The sequence below is a fragment of the Pedobacter soli genome (assembly GCF_900101435.1).
GTDB classification, from domain to species: Bacteria; Bacteroidota; Bacteroidia; order Sphingobacteriales; family Sphingobacteriaceae; genus Pedobacter; species Pedobacter soli.
This window is the reverse complement of record NZ_FMZH01000001.1, coordinates 145739-161427: the sequence shown is the minus strand read 5'-3', so window position 1 is coordinate 161427 and position 15689 is coordinate 145739. Positions and strand designations below refer to the sequence as shown.

Below are 15689 nucleotides of genomic sequence, written 5' to 3'. Positions count from 1 at the left end.
TCAAAATCAGTTTATATAGCATCTATGATTAAATACTTACGTTTTTCCCTTCCGGTTTTAGCGCTTTTTGCAGCCAGTTGTTCTTCAGTTTATATGCCTAATGTTCCCAATACCCCAATGCTGAGTAAGCAGGGCGAATTTAGCGGAGGCGGTCACATTTCTTTAAAAGGCAATGCCAGTATTAATGGAGCCTATGCTGTTACCGATCACATTGGTGTGCTTTTTAGTGGTTCAACGATGAGCAGCGAAAGAAAAACAAAGGATTTTGGACATAAATTAATTGAAATTGGCGGAGGTTATTACGATACATTTGGTCCTGACAATAACCGTATTATCGAAATTTACGGTGGTGTAGGTAAGGGTTGGAGCGATATCACCTTTCGCGATTTTAAGGATGATGTGTTGGTTAGCAGCGAATTGCAGGAAGTAGATTACCGCAAAGCCTTTTTGCAGGTTAATTACAGCTCCAAAAAGAAAAACAACCTCCATTTATTCGGTAAAGATTTTCCGATTAATTATGGCACAGCATTGAGAATTAGCCATGTGAAAATGGACAGGTTCTTTTTAAATGGCGTAGTTCAACCAAAAGAAGATAATATTTTCTTTGAGCCTATTTTCTTTACGCGCATGGCTTTAAGTAAGACTTTTCAGCTACAATATACCACCAGTAGCAATATTGGCTTAAAAAGCCGCAAATATATGTCTGCAGGCAATTCTATCTTCACCATTGGTGTTGTGGTAAATGTAGGTGGGAAGTAAATATCGTCATTGCGAGGAGGCTTTTCAGCCGACGAAGCAATCTTTTAGTGTAATCTACTGTGATAGATTGCTTCGTCGTTCCTCCTCGCAATGACGATTTTTCTATTGATGAGGGCTTTTCTATTTAATTACTCTCCTTTAAGGTCCTCGTCTTATTCTGAAACCTTAAAAACAATAGGACAGAAGCCGTTAGTAAACCAAAGGTTAAGCCGTACCAGATGCCGTTTACACCCAGGTTGAATTTAAAGCCAAGCAGATAACCTACAGGGATTCCAACTACCCAGTACGCCAGGAATGTAATAAAAGTTGGGATGTTTACATCGCCCAGTCCGCGGAGTACACCAAGGCCAACCACTTGTGTACCATCAAATAACTGGAAGAAACCTGCAATAATCAGCAACTGAGCTGCAATAGCCACCACCGATAAATCTTCGGTATAAATAAAGGGCATAAAATTGTGTGCCAGCACAAAAATGATGGCTGAGCAAGTCATAAATAGTAAAATTACGTGGTAACTGGCAATCGCCGATTTACGCAGGTCGTCAAAGTTTTTCTTGCCGAAATTGGTGCCTGTTTTAATGGTTGCTGCCGAAGCTACGCCGCTGGCCATCATGTAAGTCATAGCTGCTAAACTAATGGCAATCTGGTGTGCAGCCTGTTCTGTTGCCCCAATGGTACCAATCAGTACTGCTGCACCACTAAAAGCACTGATTTCAAAAGAATACTGCATGGCTACAGGAGCGCCAATTTTAATAATTTTTATGGCTCGAACCTTGTCTATAAACGTAATTCTGAAATGCGTGAGGTACTTTTTAAAATGCTTTGATCGCAATACGTAAATACACATTACCGTAGCCATTAAAAGCCTGTCTATTAAAGTGCTCCAGCCCACACCGCTTACGCCCATGGGCTTAATGCCGAACATGCCCTTAACGAAGATGATTCCCAAAGTAATGTTTAATGCATTCCCCCAGATGGATACAAACATGGCCTGTTTGGTAAAGCCGAGGCCTTCGGCAAACTGTTTAAAGGTTTGAAAAATTAGTAAGGGGATAATGGAGACAGAAAGCAGGCCCAGGTAAGGCTTCGCGTAACTTACCACTGCAGGTGTTTGATCAAGGTGATCGATAACGAGTAGCACCCCGAAATGTACCAGGCAATACAGCACAATGCCAATCAGCACATTAATAATTAAACTGTTTGACAGTAAGCGGCCGCATTCTTCGTAATTCTGCCTGCCGTTTTCCTGTGCAATTAATGGGGTTAAACCGTAAGAAATACCGAGGCCGATAACCAAAATTAAGATAAAAATACTGTTTACCAGCGATACGGCAGCCAGCTGTGTCGTATCGGTGAAATGACCTACGATAATACTATCAGCCATGTGCACCAGGGTATGACCAACCTGTGAACCCACAATAGGAAGGGCAAGATGGAGATTTTCTTTGTAGTAAGGTTTATATTTTTGGTAAATTGTAGCAAACATAGGTGGACAAAGGTCGGGTTTTTAAACCTCAAAAAACAGGGGTGTAGAAAAGTAACACGGCATCTTTGATCACGGTCGTCATGCTGAACTTGTTTCAGCATCTCTTGTTTTTTTATAGAGACCCTGAAACAAGTTCAGGGTGACGATCCCGGAAGAAGCGGAATGGATAAATCACGGGTTTTGTCTTTCTACCTTACCGCTGTAAAATACTCCTCCCGCTCGGTGGTGTGCGATTTGATTACATTCGTCAGAATTAAATTAACCAGTATCTTTTGGGCTTTCCGGTAAGAGCTGCGTAGTAATTTACTGAACTCCTTGAGTGTTATCCTTTCGTTTTCATCCAGGTATTGGAGCAGTTTTTTCTCATTATCCGAATACGAAATCAGTACACCTTTATCTTTGTAATCGTTTTTCAGTACTTCTACAATAATTTTACTGGCCAATACGCTTTTATCATCAATACGGATATAGGCCCACCATTTTCCCTGGTCATCAAGTGCATAGTGCGGCTTGGTATCGCTTTCGGGGATATCTACCACCAGTACCAGTTTATCGTCTACGTAAATTTCTTCAAAATCAGGCTCGATAGCGGGTTTACAAAATTGGTGTGCCGAAGTAAGGATCATGTATTTTTCTTCCTCTTCCGATTTTACACCTTTAATCGAACCATCGTCGGCCACGCCAACCAGTAATTTGCCACCTTTATTATTGGCAAAGGCTACCAGGCTTTTGGCAATTTTTCCGGTATTGTTAATGGTTTTTTTAAAATCGAGCATAACACCTTCGCCCTGCATAATTAAACTCTTGATACTCGGCATAAGCTAAAAATTAATAGGCAACACGAGGCGTTTCGCCCTGGTGCAGGTTTCTTACATATACTTCATTCATTACAGTAGCACACAGTTCGCCGTTTTTATTGGTAATTTCCATGGGGTAAGCTTTTACAAACTTTCCAGCGGTTTTTAAGGCATGCGTGGCTTCTGCAAGCATTTCGTCGGTTATGGTAATGGTAAAATATAAAGCCGAACGCCCCGGTTTTAAATATTGTATAGAGGCGCTTTTAAGCCATACACGCACTTTAAAGCCTTCACGCTGCATTAACTGATCAAATAATAAAGCATAAAAAGGATCGGTTGCGGCATAAATTGTGCCGCCGAAAATAGAGCCATTGTAGTTCTTATTCAGGAAACTTTTGCTCACTTTAACCGTACAGCTTCTAAAGTCATTTTCAAATTTCTGAACCCAAATGCGCTGAAAAAACAAGGGAGGGTAAAAGCGCATTACCCATTTAAGGGTGTTTTGAGAAATAATCATACTTACTAATATCAGAAAGTTTTAGCACCTTTTAAAGTTTTATGGTGGTTGATTTGGTAATATTTCCGTAAATTAGGTTATGCATGTATACGACACCATTACCGCCGCTTTAAGCGACTTAGACCACCGGGGCTATAACCTGGATTTTAATTTAACAGCTGTTGGATTGGAGTGCAAACCGATCAATCTGTTCCTGAGACCAGAGGAGTTTGAAATTGAGGAGGTTTACCGTTTTGAAGGTATGACCGATCCGGCTGATAGTTCGGTAGTGTATGCCATTTCATCGAATGCCGGAAATTTAAAAGGTGTTTTGGTAGATGGCTATGGCGTTTATGCCGAAAATGTTTCGCCAGAATTGTTGAATAAGCTTAAAATACATCACGGGTAATTTTGGTTTTAGCGATTGATAATCAATTGGCTAGCCTAAAACTATACATTTACCAGCGAAGAAAATTAAAACCAAATGATTATAAGGTTGTTAGAAGGATAGATAACAATAAAAACTATGAAAAAAACAATCTTAAGTCTTGCTTTTGCTGGTTCTTTGATAATAGCCACTTCAGCATGCAATTCGTCTAAAAATATGGCTGGTTCTTCAGACAGTACCAAGATGGATTCTACCAAAGTGATGGATACGACTCAGAAAATGACCGACACGACCAAAAAAATGCCTGATACCACAAAACAAATGCTTCATTAAGCAGGTTAAAAGCCACACCAAACCAGGTGTGGCTTTTATTTTAAAATCTATTTTAATTTATTTGTGTTAATGCGTACTTTCAGCGATTAAACCCAAATATTTAAATGGACCAGCAAGCCCAAACCAACAAACGTAATGTAACCTTCTTAGTCATTGTAGCCGCCCTGGGCTATTTCGTTGATATTTATGACCTCGTATTGTTTTCGGTAGTACGGATTAAAAGTTTTACCGAAATTGGTATTTCAGCCGAGCACATGCGTACGGAAGGAGAGTATGTAATCAATATGCAGATGTTTGGGTTATTGCTGGGTGGTTTGCTATGGGGCATTATTGGCGACAAATTTGGTCGCATTAAGGTACTTTTCGGCTCTATTTTAATGTATTCACTCGCGAACATTGCAAATGGTTTCGCTAACGATGTGCACACTTATGCCATTATCAGGTTTATAGCTGGAATTGGTTTGGCAGGCGAACTAGGTGCAGGAATCACCCTTGTTACCGAAACCATGGACAAAGAAAAACGTGGTTACGGAACAATGGTAGTAGCAGGTATTGGTTTATTGGGAGCGGCAGCAGCGGCTACCATTGGCAAACATTTTACCTGGCAAACTTCCTATTTTGTAGGGGGCGGAATGGGATTATTGCTGTTGCTTTTACGTGTAGGTACTTTCGAATCGGGGATGTTTAAAAATGCCGAACAGGATAAAGCGGTCTCAAAAGGTAACTTTTTCATGCTTTTTTCTGATCGCAAACGCTTTTTAAAATACCTGGCTTGTATTTGCCTTGGATTACCGCTTTGGTTTATTGTCGGCATTCTGGTTACGCAATCGCCTGAAATAGGTAAAGCTTTAGGCGCAAAAGAATTGTTAAACCCGGGTACGGGGATTATGTATACTTATTTCGGTATCGCCATTGGCGATGTGGTATGCGGCGTTTTAGCACAAGTTTTAAGGTCGCGTAAGAAAACCGTGCTTATTTTTCAGGGTTTATCGGTAATTACGGTAATTATTTACCTGACCAGCACAGGCTTAACCGAAAGCAATTTTATTCTTATTTGTTTGTTTATGGGATTTGCTGTAGGCTATTGGGCCACCTTTGTAACTATCGCGGCCGAGCAGTTTGGTACCAATATCCGTTCAACTGTTACTACAACTGCGCCTAACTTTGTACGCGGCGCTTTAATTCCGATAACCTTTGTATTCGAGTTGTTTGTGCACCGCTACGATATTGTTTCTGCAGCCTTTATTGTAATGGGTATATTAACTATTATTGCTATGCTTTCTGTAGCTTCTTTAAAAGAAAGTTTTAATAAAGACCTGAACTATCTGGAGCAATAATTACCACAATAAATTCGGCTGGGTTTCATCAGTCAATGTCAATAAAATGTACTATCTAAACATAAATCAGCAGAGCTATTTGAATAGCCTTAAATTTGTATGGAAATAGAAAGAGCCATCATGTTGAAAGAAGAAGTAGCAGCGCGTTATAAGCAAATCCAGGATGAGATTTGCCGTGGATTGGAAATTGCCGATGGCAAGGGAAAGTTTGAAGAGGAGCTTTGGGAGCGAAATGGTGGGGGAGGCGGACGTACCCGGATTATGCAAAATGGAGCAATAATTGAAAAAGGTGGCGTAAATTTTTCGGCTGTACACGGTAAATTACCTGAGGCGGTTAAAAAAGCTTTCAACGTAACAGAAGATGACTTTTTTGCAACAGGCGTTTCTATTGTAATCCATCCAAATCATCCGCTGGTACCGATTATTCACATGAATATCCGCTATTTTGAATTAAACGAAACTACACGTTGGTTTGGTGGCGGAATTGATTTAACACCGCACTACGTTTTTGAAAATGATGCCCGTTTTTTTCACCACAAACTAAAAAAAGCATGTGATGAATTTAATCCGGATTTTTATCCAAAGTTTAAAACGCATGCCGACGATTATTTCTACATTAAACACCGCGAAGAAACCCGTGGCATTGGTGGTATTTTTTACGATCGTTTAAAACCTGAAAATACCAATTTAAGCTGGGAACAGATTTTGGATTTCTCGATTAATGTTGGCGAAACTTTCTTACCGATTTATACCGAACTGATTGACCGCAATCGCGATAAAGAATTTACTGAACAACATAAAGAATGGCAATACCAGCGCCGGAGCCGTTATGTAGAATTTAACCTCGTTTATGATTCAGGAACAAAATTTGGCCTGGAAACTAATGGCCGTATTGAATCTATTTTAATGAGCTTACCACCGCAGGCCAACTGGGGTTACAACGTACAACCGGCTGTTGGTACTGAAGAATACGAAACTTTGCAATTGCTGAAAAAAGGAATCAACTGGGTGTAGTATAATAGATAAGCGATATAATCGCTTCTTTCGGTCATCCGCGTTACAAACGCGGACGATTTCTATCATTAAAACAGGGTCAAATCTGGTAAAACTTCATGAAAACCAGCTTTAAGTTTACCTGTTCTAAAATCGTTTACAATGTTATGCGCCTGGCGTGTGGGCTCCGGAATGCGGTAGTTACCAATGCAATTTTTTATCACTTCAAGGCTTTGTTGCTGCGTAGTTAAATGTCCTGCCGATACATAAACTGGTGCACAATTATTTTTGGTACGCAGTGCAAAACCGAGTGTTTCGCCATGGCTTTTAATTTCCGTGGTGCTGAATTTAAGTGGTGCCGGCAAATGATTGTCTCCATACAAAAGGCTTTTGGCACAACCAATAGTTGCTTGATTAGCCAAAATACCAAAATGTGAAGCTACACCCATACGTCTTGGGTGCAGGATTCCATTGCCATCCAGCACCACCACATTCGGTTTGTTTTCAATCAGCTCCCAAACTTTCAACAAGGCCGGCACTTCTTTAAAACCTAAAAAACCGGGCTTGTACGGAAAATTAGTTTCGTAACTAGCTAATGCGAAGGATTTTAAAACCATTGTCGGATATGTGAGCATTACAATGGTAGCGTACATGGTTGTACTGTATTTATTAAATGAAATATCGGCACCGGCAATGGTTTCAATCTGATCAATCTGCTCAAACCTGAGTTGTTTGGCCAGTTCAATCTGGTAGGCAGTGGCATCCTGAAAACTATAATGATCGTACATGCTAAAAATACAAGCGGTAATTACAATTGTTTTTATTTATACGCCAAATTGCCTTAGGTGATGATCGAAATGCTTGTAGGCAAAAGTACCAATTTGCGTTTTAGACATTTTACCGAAAAAATCGTGTACAAAACCAGGGTTTGAAAAGTATTCGTAGTCAGCTATCAGTTGTATCCACTTTATTTTCTGAGCTTCTACATCACCTTCAATTTCTTTAATGGTAAAAGCTTTCCCGGCAGGCATATTTTTTCCAATTGGTTTATCATTTTTGGTATTACTTTTTAAAGCCCATTTACCAAAAATCTTTCCGATAAAATCTTGCTTATAAGCATAATCCGCATAATCTTCTTTTCCTAAAACCCAGTTATTCCAACGATTACAATGTTTGGTCATCTGGTAAACATTCATTTTTCCCCATTCAGCCTTACTTTCTGGCGATAATTTACCGATTCGGTTAGTAAGCTCATTTCTTACCGTTTGATCAAATATTGTTTTCATTGCCGAAGTTATTTAAGGGTTGTAGCGAAAAGTAATTACCAGAATCGTCTTTAAACAAGGCTTCAGTACCATAAAACTCTTTGGTTGGCGGTTTTATAAATTCGACGCCTTTGGCAACAAGCTCTTCGTAAGTGGCAAAAATGTCATTGCAAGTAAGCACTCCACAGCCGAAAATCCCTTGTTTAATCAGCGAAATCAAGGTTTCAGCGGTTTCTTTTGGGAACATTTTACTCACTTTCACCGGAAACAGCACAAGTTGCAAATCAGGCTGATCAGGAGGGGAGACGGTAAGCCATCTGGTATCGGGGCCCATTGGAATATCATCAACAAGATTGAAACCTAATTTATTAACGTAAAAATCGTAGGCGCTATCCTGGTCAATTACATGGATATTGGTAACGGTCATTTTGGTAATCATTGTCTTTCGTTTTAAGTTTAATGTTAGATAAAGATAACCGTCATTTTAAAGGTCGGTTTCTTCAAAATTGCTATTTTCAGACCACCCATGCTGGTAAGCGTAACAACCTGGTATAAAAGCTAATGGTGTTTTAGCAGCTAAAGCTTTGTTTTGTTTGTGTATCGCTGCATATGTTGATGCCGACTGGCCAACCATGCGCTTAAATAAACCGCTAAACGAACTTAAACTATCAAAACCCACTAAAAAACAAACTTCCGATACAGATTCACCGTCTTTGAGCAATTTCTTGGCATTCTCAATGCGGACGGCTTTTAAATACTGATGCGGCGTTTTTCCGTAAACATTTTTAAAGAGCCTGATGAAATGAAATTTAGAAAAAAAAGCTTCGTCAGAAATATTATCCAAATCGATATGCTTTGCGTAATTGCTGTCGATAAATAATTTTGACTGTACAATTCGACGATACAAATAAATTTTTGGATAAGTAAATTCCTGTTTGCTGCTCATAAAATTTGGTTTTGGTCGAATGCTGTATAGCTAATGTAGTGTAATCTGATAAATTAAACAATGAAACCAGCAAACAGCCTGTAAAGCCATAATAATGTTTTAGTCTTATAATTAATATTATGTTAAGTTGTATTTTATTAATACTAACCTACCCGCTGTAATCGGCTCAAAAATCAGTTAGAAAAACGTATAATGAATCAGATCAATATCGCAGCTTATAATTCCTGAAGCTTGCGGCTAAGCTCCTGAACTTTGTCTGTAGCTTTTTTACGGGTGTAAATATCGAGCAACAGCTGAACAGTTTTTTTATCGTTCGGATTAATTTCGTTGGCCCGTTGTAAAGCAAACTGTGCGCGGTTAATTAAACCATTGTATTTGCTGGCTTTATCGGCATCGTTCTTTTTAAGCGTTTCGTTTGCAGTATTGATATATGCGAGGCTTAGCTGGTACAAAGCATCGAAATAATTCTGATCAGTGGCCAAAGCTTTATCATAAGCTAAAATTGCTGTAGAGTTATTTCCGCCAACTTGCTGCAGGTAACCGTAAAGAAAATAAAGCAATTTACTACCCTTTTCAACCTGCAGGTTTTTCTCAATCAGTCCTGTGGCTTTGCTGTAATTTTCGGTATCGAGTAAAAGATTAATGTAATCGTTAGTTAAAAAACGGTTAAAGGGATTTAATACCAATCCTTCTTCCAATGTTTTAATGGCGGTTTCGTAATCAGATTTTACCACATACATTTGTGCCATTTTTTGAAAAACTGAAGGATTTTTAATGCCGTTTTCTTTAGCGCGCTTAAAATAATTTAAAGATTCATCGTACGATTGAATGTTTAAGGCGCAGATGGCGGTATTTAATGCCAATGTGGTATCGGCAGGAAATTTATTGCTCACCTCCTTTAAATCGGCAAAAGCTTCTTTAAATTCGTTGTTAAAAAAAGCTTCGTTGGCTTTATCTTGTTTTTTGATGAGAATATTGTGGTCAGATGCTTTAATCAGACCTGAATTATCATTGTAACGATCAAGCGATTTTGCTTTGGCCACCGCCTCTATGGCTGTATCGTAATATTTATTCGAATTACCCTGATCTGTATCAATTATTGCTGCGTAAGATGTTAAGTACGATTTAATCGACCAGGTTTCTGTCCAGTTTTTGGTTTTATTATCTTTCTCAGCCGATTCGATTGATTTTAAGCCATCGGTAATGATTGCCAGTTGTTTCTTTTGGTCTTCTTTATTGGCAATTGAAGCTTGTAATTTACCAACCGAATTTCTTGCAATCAGGATTTGGCTTTTTTGAGCTGCAGCGTTAAAAGAGACTAAAGTTAAAGCGATCAATGATAATTTAAAGCAATTCTGCATAGGATAAAGAAATGAGTAAAACTATTATAAACCATAAAAATAGTCATAAAAAAAAGAGCCCCGAAATTTCGGGGCTCTTTTTTTAAAACGTGGGCTAAATTATTGTTTAGGCAAAGCGTCTAAACGTTTTTTAATTTCGTCGTAGTTTTTAGTATCATTTCTGAAAGCATAAATGGTTTTTAAGGTCTCCAATGCACCTGCATTTTTGCTGTCAATTTCTAATGCTTTTTTGTAAAAAGGAAGCGATTTATCTAACAAAGCGTTCATTTTAGCGGTTACTTCATTAAATTCTTTTACTTTTTTCTGGTCAATTTTATTTCTTTCGCCTTGTAATTTTAAAGCCTGGCTGAAATAGATGTTACCCAATAAAACCTGATAGTTTGCATTGTTTGGTTCTTTGGTTGCTAAAGCCACTAACATTTGCTCAGATTTTGCAGCATCACCCCTATCAATATAAATCTGGGTTTCAGTTTTAATCCAGTCTGTATTGTCAGGGAATTTTGCAGTTGCTTCTTTAATTAATGCCAAAGCAGCAGTAGTATCTTTCTGTTTCGCTAAAACAGTGGTAATAATTTCATTATACAAATCTTTAGATTGTGGCGAATTTAAAGCGATTACCTTTTTAAATTGAGTAATCATACCAGGATAGTCTTCAATCGTTCTGGCTGCAATACCTGCATTTAGGTACATTGAAGTATCCTGAGGATTAATTTCTGTGGCCTGAACGAATTTCTGATAAGCTGTTTTGAAATCTTTTTTGTTGTAAGCAATAACGCCACCATTTCTAACCGCATTAATTACATTGGTTTCAGCCAGATTGATATTATCTTTCTCTGCTCCTTTGGTATCAAGTTTTTTGGCTTCAACAATGGCTTCACGGGCAATTTTTAAGTTTGCATCAGCATTTGCTGTGCTTACAGAGTCTAAAATTGCTGCAGAAGATGCGAAAAGTGCACGGTATGACCATGCTTCGGGCATTACTTTAGATTTTTCGTCAGCAATGGCTTTGTCGGTGTGAGCCAGGCCTTTTGCTAAAGCTTCTAATTTTTTGGCTAGTGGAGTTGAAGCATTAGACGAGGTAAGCTGGAATAAGCCCCAATCGTTTCTTGCTGCTGAAACTTCGCTTTTCTGAGCAAAAGCAGCGCTTACTGCACCTGCCAGAAATATACTTAGAAATACTCTTTTCATAATTTTTATTCTAATCTTAATTTTAGTTAATTTTCTTCTTCCGTTTCGTTATCTGAATCATCTTCGTCAGCGTCTTCAGCTTCTGGTGTAGTATCGGCTTCTAATTCTTCACCGTCAACTACAACGCTTTCTAAATCTACTGTTTCTTCTTCATCTTCCTCGTGGTCGATTTTGGTTACCGATGCAATTTCGTCATCACCTTTCAGCGAGATTAAGCGTACGCCCTGAGTTGCACGTCCCATCACCCTTAAAGCAGAAACCGGAATCCGGATTACAATGCCCGAACGGTTAATAATCATCAAATCTTCGCTATCTGTAACGTCTTTAATGGAAACTAATTGTCCGGTTTTTTCGGTAACGTTAATGGTTTTTACCCCTTTACCGCCACGGTTGGTTACGCGGTAATCTTCAATATCGGTACGTTTTCCATAACCTTTTTCTGATACTACTAACACCGTAACTTCAGGATTGTTTACAGCAATCATGCCAACTACTTCATCTTGGTCGTGCGCCAGCCTTACGCCACGCACACCGGTAGCAGTTCTACCCATCGGACGAACGGTTGATTCATTGAAACGGATGGCCCTGCCTGAGCGTAAAGCCATTACAATTTCGCTTTCGCCGTTGGTTAAACAAGCTTCCAGTAAAATATCACCTTCGTTAATGTTGATGGCGTTGATACCATTTACACGTGGACGTGAATAAGCCTCAAGAGAAGTTTTCTTAATGGTACCTTTTTTGGTACACATAATGATAAAGTTGTTCTCCAAATACTCCTGGTCTTTCAGGTTTTTAACCTTAATGTAAGCTTTAATTTTCTCTTCTTTCGGAATGTTGATGATATTCTGGATCGCCCTTCCTTTGCTGGTACGCGAACCTTCCGGGATTTCGTAAACCCTTAACCAGAAACATCTTCCGGCTTCGGTAAAGAACAACATGTAGTTGTGGTTTGTAGCCACTAACATGTGCTCAATAAAGTCTTCGTTACGTGAAGTACTGCCTTTAGAGCCTTTTCCGCCCCTGCCCTGTGCTTTAAACTCGGTTGCAGGTGTACGTTTAACATAGCCTTCGTGCGAGATGGTAATTACTACCTCTTCATCATCGATGAAATCTTCCATGCTCATGTCTTCTGCAGAGTGAACAATGGTTGTTTTACGCTCATCACCAAATTTCTGTTTTACTTCTTCCAGCTCATCTTTAATGATTTTCATCCTTAAGCCTTCGTCAGCCAAAACAGATTTTAAATATTCGATGGTTTTCATCAGTTCAGCATATTCTTCTTTAATCTTATCACGCTCTAGTCCTGTTAAACGACGTAATGTCATATCGAGGATTGCACGTGCCTGAAGATCGCTCAAACCGAATTTTTCCATCAAGCCAAGGCGGGCATCCTCAGGAGTTTCTGAGGCACGGATTAATTTAATTACTTCATCTAAATGATCTAAAGCAATTAAATAACCTTCTAAAATGTGTGCACGTTTTTCGGCTTCGGCCAATTCGTATTTGGTACGGCGAACAATCACATCATGGCGGTGATCTACGAAATGCACAATTAAATCTTTAAGATTTAGCATTTGCGGACGACCTTTTACCAATGCAATATTATTTACACTGAAAGATGTTTGTAAGGCTGTATACTTATATAAGTTATTTAAAACGATAGAGGCATTGGCATCGCGTTTAATTTCGTACACGATACGGATACCATCTTTGTTCGATTCGTCTTTGATATTCGAAATACCTTCCAGTTTTTTCTCGCCAACCAATTCAGCAGTACGCTCAATCATCTGGGCTTTATTTACCTGATATGGAATTTCAGTTACGATAATAACCTCGCGGTCTTTAATGCTTTCAATTTCAGCTTTAGCACGCATTACAATACGGCCACGACCAGTTTCAAAAGCTTCTTTAACACCAGTGTAACCATAAATGATACCACCTGTAGGGAAATCCGGAGCTTTTACAAACTTCATTAGTTCCTCTACGGTAATTTCGCGGTTATCGATATAGTTAATTACACCATCAATAGCCTCTGTTAAGTTATGTGGCGCCATGTTGGTAGCCATACCTACCGCAATACCGCTCGATCCGTTAACCAAAAGGTTCGGGATTTTTGAAGGTAAAACAGTTGGCTCCTGCTCAGTATCATCGAAGTTTAGCTGAAAATCAACAGTATCTTTGTTGATGTCGGCAACCATTTCCTCAGCCAGTTTACTAAACCTGGCCTCGGTATAACGCATTGCAGCCGGCGAGTCGCCATCAATGTGGCCAAAGTTTCCTTGTCCATCTACCATTGGGTAGCGCAAGCTCCAGTCCTGGGCCATACGTACCATGGTAAAATATACAGATGCATCGCCATGCGGGTGGTATTTACCCAAAACCTCACCCACAATACGGGCAGATTTTTTATAAGGCTTGCCGCTGGTTACACCTAAGCCCAGCATACCGTATAAAACACGGCGGTGTACTGGTTTTAATCCATCGCGTACATCAGGCAAAGCCCTCGATACGATTACCGACATTGAATAATCAATGTAGGCCGATTTCATCTGCTCTTCTATATTAATTGGAATGATTTTGTCGTTCTGCTGATTCTCTAAATCTTCTGCCATAAATTATTATTCTCGTTATTTAAAACGATGTTTAAAAAAAGGTATTGTTATAACCTTGCGAATTTAACAAAATTATGCCGAAATAAGGCATTGTGGAAAAGTTTTGACTATTGTTATAGGTTTTGAGTCTCGCTGCTGTTTTTAATTCGCTGTAGGCTAGTTTAAGCGTTTTTAAATAAACCTATCAGGTTTTAAAAACCTGATAGGTTTTATGCGGTTTGTAGAGAACTTAAATTGAGTTTATGCCTTAATTCTGATACTTTTGCGCATCAACCTTATAGATATACTATGGCAAACGAAAAGAAATCGGCAATGAGTTTTATTATGGTTACCCTCCTGATTGATTTTACAGGATTTGGGATCATTATTCCGGTTTTACCTAAACTGATACAGGATTTTACAGGCGGTGGTTTTGGTTTGGCTGCCGAGTATGGTGGCTGGCTTACCCTGGCCTATGCATCGGTACAGTTTATATTTTCGCCCATCATTGGTGCCATGAGCGATCGTTATGGCCGCCGGCCAGTGTTGTTAAGTTCGCTTTTTGGTTTAGGGATAGATTATATTTTTCTGGCCTTCGCTCCTTCTATAGTATGGTTGTTTGTAGGCAGGATTATTGCCGGAATTACGGGGGCTAGTTTTACTACGGCCCAGGCCTATATTGCCGATATTTCAGCACCTGAGAAGCGGGCACAGAACTTCGGTTTGGTTGGTGCAGCTTTTGGGGTAGGTTTTATTTTAGGCCCTGTTTTGGGTGGTGCTTTCAGTCATTTTGGTACGCGCGTTCCTTTTATGGTTGCCGCAGGTTTGTCTTTAATTAACTGGTTGTATGGTTATTTCATTTTACCTGAATCGTTACCTGCTGAAAAACGCCGGGCTTTTGATTGGAAAAGAGCCAATCCCATTGGTTCGTTACGCAGTATTGGTAAATATCCGGCTTTAATGGGTTTAATGGTTACTTTATTCTTGTTGTATTTCTCAAGTCACTCGGTACAAAGCAACTGGACCTTTTATACCATGGAGAAATTTAACTGGGATGCATCCTGGGTGGGTTATTCGCTGGGTTTTGTGGGTTTGGTAATTGGTGTGGTGCAAGGTGGCTTAATCAGGATTATTCTGCCGAAGATTGGCGAAAAGAAAGCCGTATATTTTGGTTTAATGCTATATGTAATTGGTTTTGTGGCCTTCGCTTTTGCAACAAAGGGCTGGATGATGTTTGCTTTTATGCTGCCATATGGTTTGGCCGGAATTGGTGGACCAGCCATGCAGGGTTTAATCTCAAATCAAATCCCCGCGAATGCGCAGGGCGAAATGCAGGGTGTTTTAACCGGTTTGCAAAGTTTGGCCGCCATATTTGCACCATGGGTAATGACTCATATTTTTGCTTATTTTATTGAAGGAAAAGCACCAGTTTATTTTCCGGGGGCACCTTTTATATTGAGTGCGGTTTTAACTTTAATTGGCTTGTTAATTGCCCTCAGATCATTGAAGAAATACCACTAATAGAATTTTATTTGTTTCCTGCGGATTAAATATATTTTATCTGCGTGCTCTGCGATATCAGCGGGAGGTGAATTAGATTTGCACTTTATAGTTTGCCCGCAGATTTAAGGAGATTAAGCAGATTAAAATAACATTTCATCTGCGCGCTCTGCGCTATCAGCGGGAAGTAAATTAGATTTACATTTAGTAGTTTTCGCGTAGATTTAAGAAGATTAACGCAGATTAAAA

General features: G+C 39.3%; 16 protein-coding genes. 6 read left to right on the top strand and 10 right to left on the bottom strand.

The annotated features are described in order from the left end of the window. The first annotated feature begins 24 nt into the window (after positions 1–24). Complete coding sequence (locus tag BLR37_RS00545; RefSeq protein WP_090763164.1) at positions 25–759, top strand: hypothetical protein; 735 nt, start codon at positions 25–27, stop codon at positions 757–759. 124 nt (positions 760–883) lie between these two features. On the opposite strand, the gene BLR37_RS00540 is transcribed toward BLR37_RS00545, so the two are convergent. The 3 genes from BLR37_RS00540 to BLR37_RS00530 all read right to left on the bottom strand — a co-directional run bounded on the left by BLR37_RS00540 (position 884) and on the right by BLR37_RS00530 (position 3559). Beyond that, positions 884–2245 carry an MATE family efflux transporter gene (locus BLR37_RS00540; RefSeq protein WP_090763162.1) on the bottom strand — a complete coding sequence of 454 codons (1362 nt, stop codon included), beginning with the start codon at positions 2243–2245 and terminating at the stop codon, positions 884–886. A 188-nt stretch (positions 2246–2433) separates the two neighbouring features. Continuing rightward, positions 2434–3063 (bottom strand): AlbA family DNA-binding domain-containing protein, encoded by a 630-nt coding sequence (locus BLR37_RS00535; protein WP_090763158.1) that lies wholly within the window; start codon positions 3061–3063, stop codon positions 2434–2436. A gap of 10 nt (positions 3064–3073) precedes the next feature. Then, positions 3074–3559, bottom strand: coding sequence for a PaaI family thioesterase (locus tag BLR37_RS00530; RefSeq protein ID WP_090763155.1), 486 nt, complete (start codon positions 3557–3559; stop codon positions 3074–3076). A gap of 79 nt (positions 3560–3638) precedes the next feature. Between BLR37_RS00530 and BLR37_RS00525 the strand changes: the two genes are divergently transcribed. The 4 genes from BLR37_RS00525 to hemF all read left to right on the top strand — a co-directional run bounded on the left by BLR37_RS00525 (position 3639) and on the right by hemF (position 6610). Further along, entirely contained in the window at positions 3639–3947 is a 309-nt protein-coding gene (locus BLR37_RS00525; protein WP_090763152.1) for a phosphoribosylpyrophosphate synthetase, read from the top strand. Positions 3948–4064: 117 nt separating this feature from the next. Beyond that, positions 4065–4259: a hypothetical protein gene (locus tag BLR37_RS00520; RefSeq protein ID WP_039479166.1), complete on the top strand. Its 195-nt coding sequence runs from the start codon at positions 4065–4067 to the stop codon at positions 4257–4259. A 104-nt stretch (positions 4260–4363) separates the two neighbouring features. Then, entirely contained in the window at positions 4364–5596 is a 1233-nt protein-coding gene (locus BLR37_RS00515; protein ID WP_090763150.1) for an MFS transporter, read from the top strand. A gap of 99 nt (positions 5597–5695) precedes the next feature. Further along, on the top strand, positions 5696–6610 hold the full coding sequence (gene hemF, locus BLR37_RS00510) for an oxygen-dependent coproporphyrinogen oxidase (protein ID WP_425261849.1): 915 nt from the start codon (positions 5696–5698) through the stop codon (positions 6608–6610). 68 nt (positions 6611–6678) lie between these two features. On the opposite strand, the gene BLR37_RS00505 is transcribed toward hemF, so the two are convergent. From BLR37_RS00505 to gyrA, 7 genes are all read right to left on the bottom strand, one after another. Beyond that, on the bottom strand, positions 6679–7377 hold the full coding sequence (locus BLR37_RS00505) for an endonuclease V (protein WP_090763147.1): 699 nt from the start codon (positions 7375–7377) through the stop codon (positions 6679–6681). A 36-nt stretch (positions 7378–7413) separates the two neighbouring features. Further along, complete coding sequence (locus tag BLR37_RS00500) at positions 7414–7875, bottom strand: DUF1569 domain-containing protein (RefSeq protein WP_090763145.1); 462 nt, start codon at positions 7873–7875, stop codon at positions 7414–7416. Next, entirely contained in the window at positions 7859–8293 is a 435-nt protein-coding gene (locus tag BLR37_RS00495; RefSeq protein ID WP_090763142.1) for a VOC family protein, read from the bottom strand. Before BLR37_RS00495 ends, BLR37_RS00500 begins: the two co-directional genes overlap by 17 nt. 45 nt (positions 8294–8338) lie before the next feature. Then, a complete protein-coding gene (locus tag BLR37_RS00490) occupies positions 8339–8800 on the bottom strand; it encodes a helix-turn-helix domain-containing protein (RefSeq protein WP_090763139.1) in 462 nt (153 codons plus the stop codon). A gap of 215 nt (positions 8801–9015) precedes the next feature. Continuing rightward, the gene (locus BLR37_RS00485; RefSeq protein ID WP_090763136.1) at positions 9016–10161 is read right to left on the bottom strand and encodes a tetratricopeptide repeat protein; all 1146 of its coding nucleotides are present in this window, start codon (positions 10159–10161) and stop codon (positions 9016–9018) included. A gap of 99 nt (positions 10162–10260) precedes the next feature. Beyond that, positions 10261–11349, bottom strand: coding sequence for a tetratricopeptide repeat protein (locus tag BLR37_RS00480; protein WP_090763133.1), 1089 nt, complete (start codon positions 11347–11349; stop codon positions 10261–10263). A 26-nt stretch (positions 11350–11375) separates the two neighbouring features. Further along, the gene (gene gyrA / locus BLR37_RS00475; RefSeq protein ID WP_090763130.1) at positions 11376–13961 is read right to left on the bottom strand and encodes a DNA gyrase subunit A; all 2586 of its coding nucleotides are present in this window, start codon (positions 13959–13961) and stop codon (positions 11376–11378) included. A gap of 234 nt (positions 13962–14195) precedes the next feature. Here gyrA and BLR37_RS00470 point away from each other — a divergent pair, with 234 nt between their 5' ends. After that, on the top strand, positions 14196–15461 hold the full coding sequence (locus tag BLR37_RS00470; RefSeq protein WP_143009501.1) for a TCR/Tet family MFS transporter: 1266 nt from the start codon (positions 14196–14198) through the stop codon (positions 15459–15461). The last annotated feature ends 228 nt before the right edge of the window (positions 15462–15689 follow it).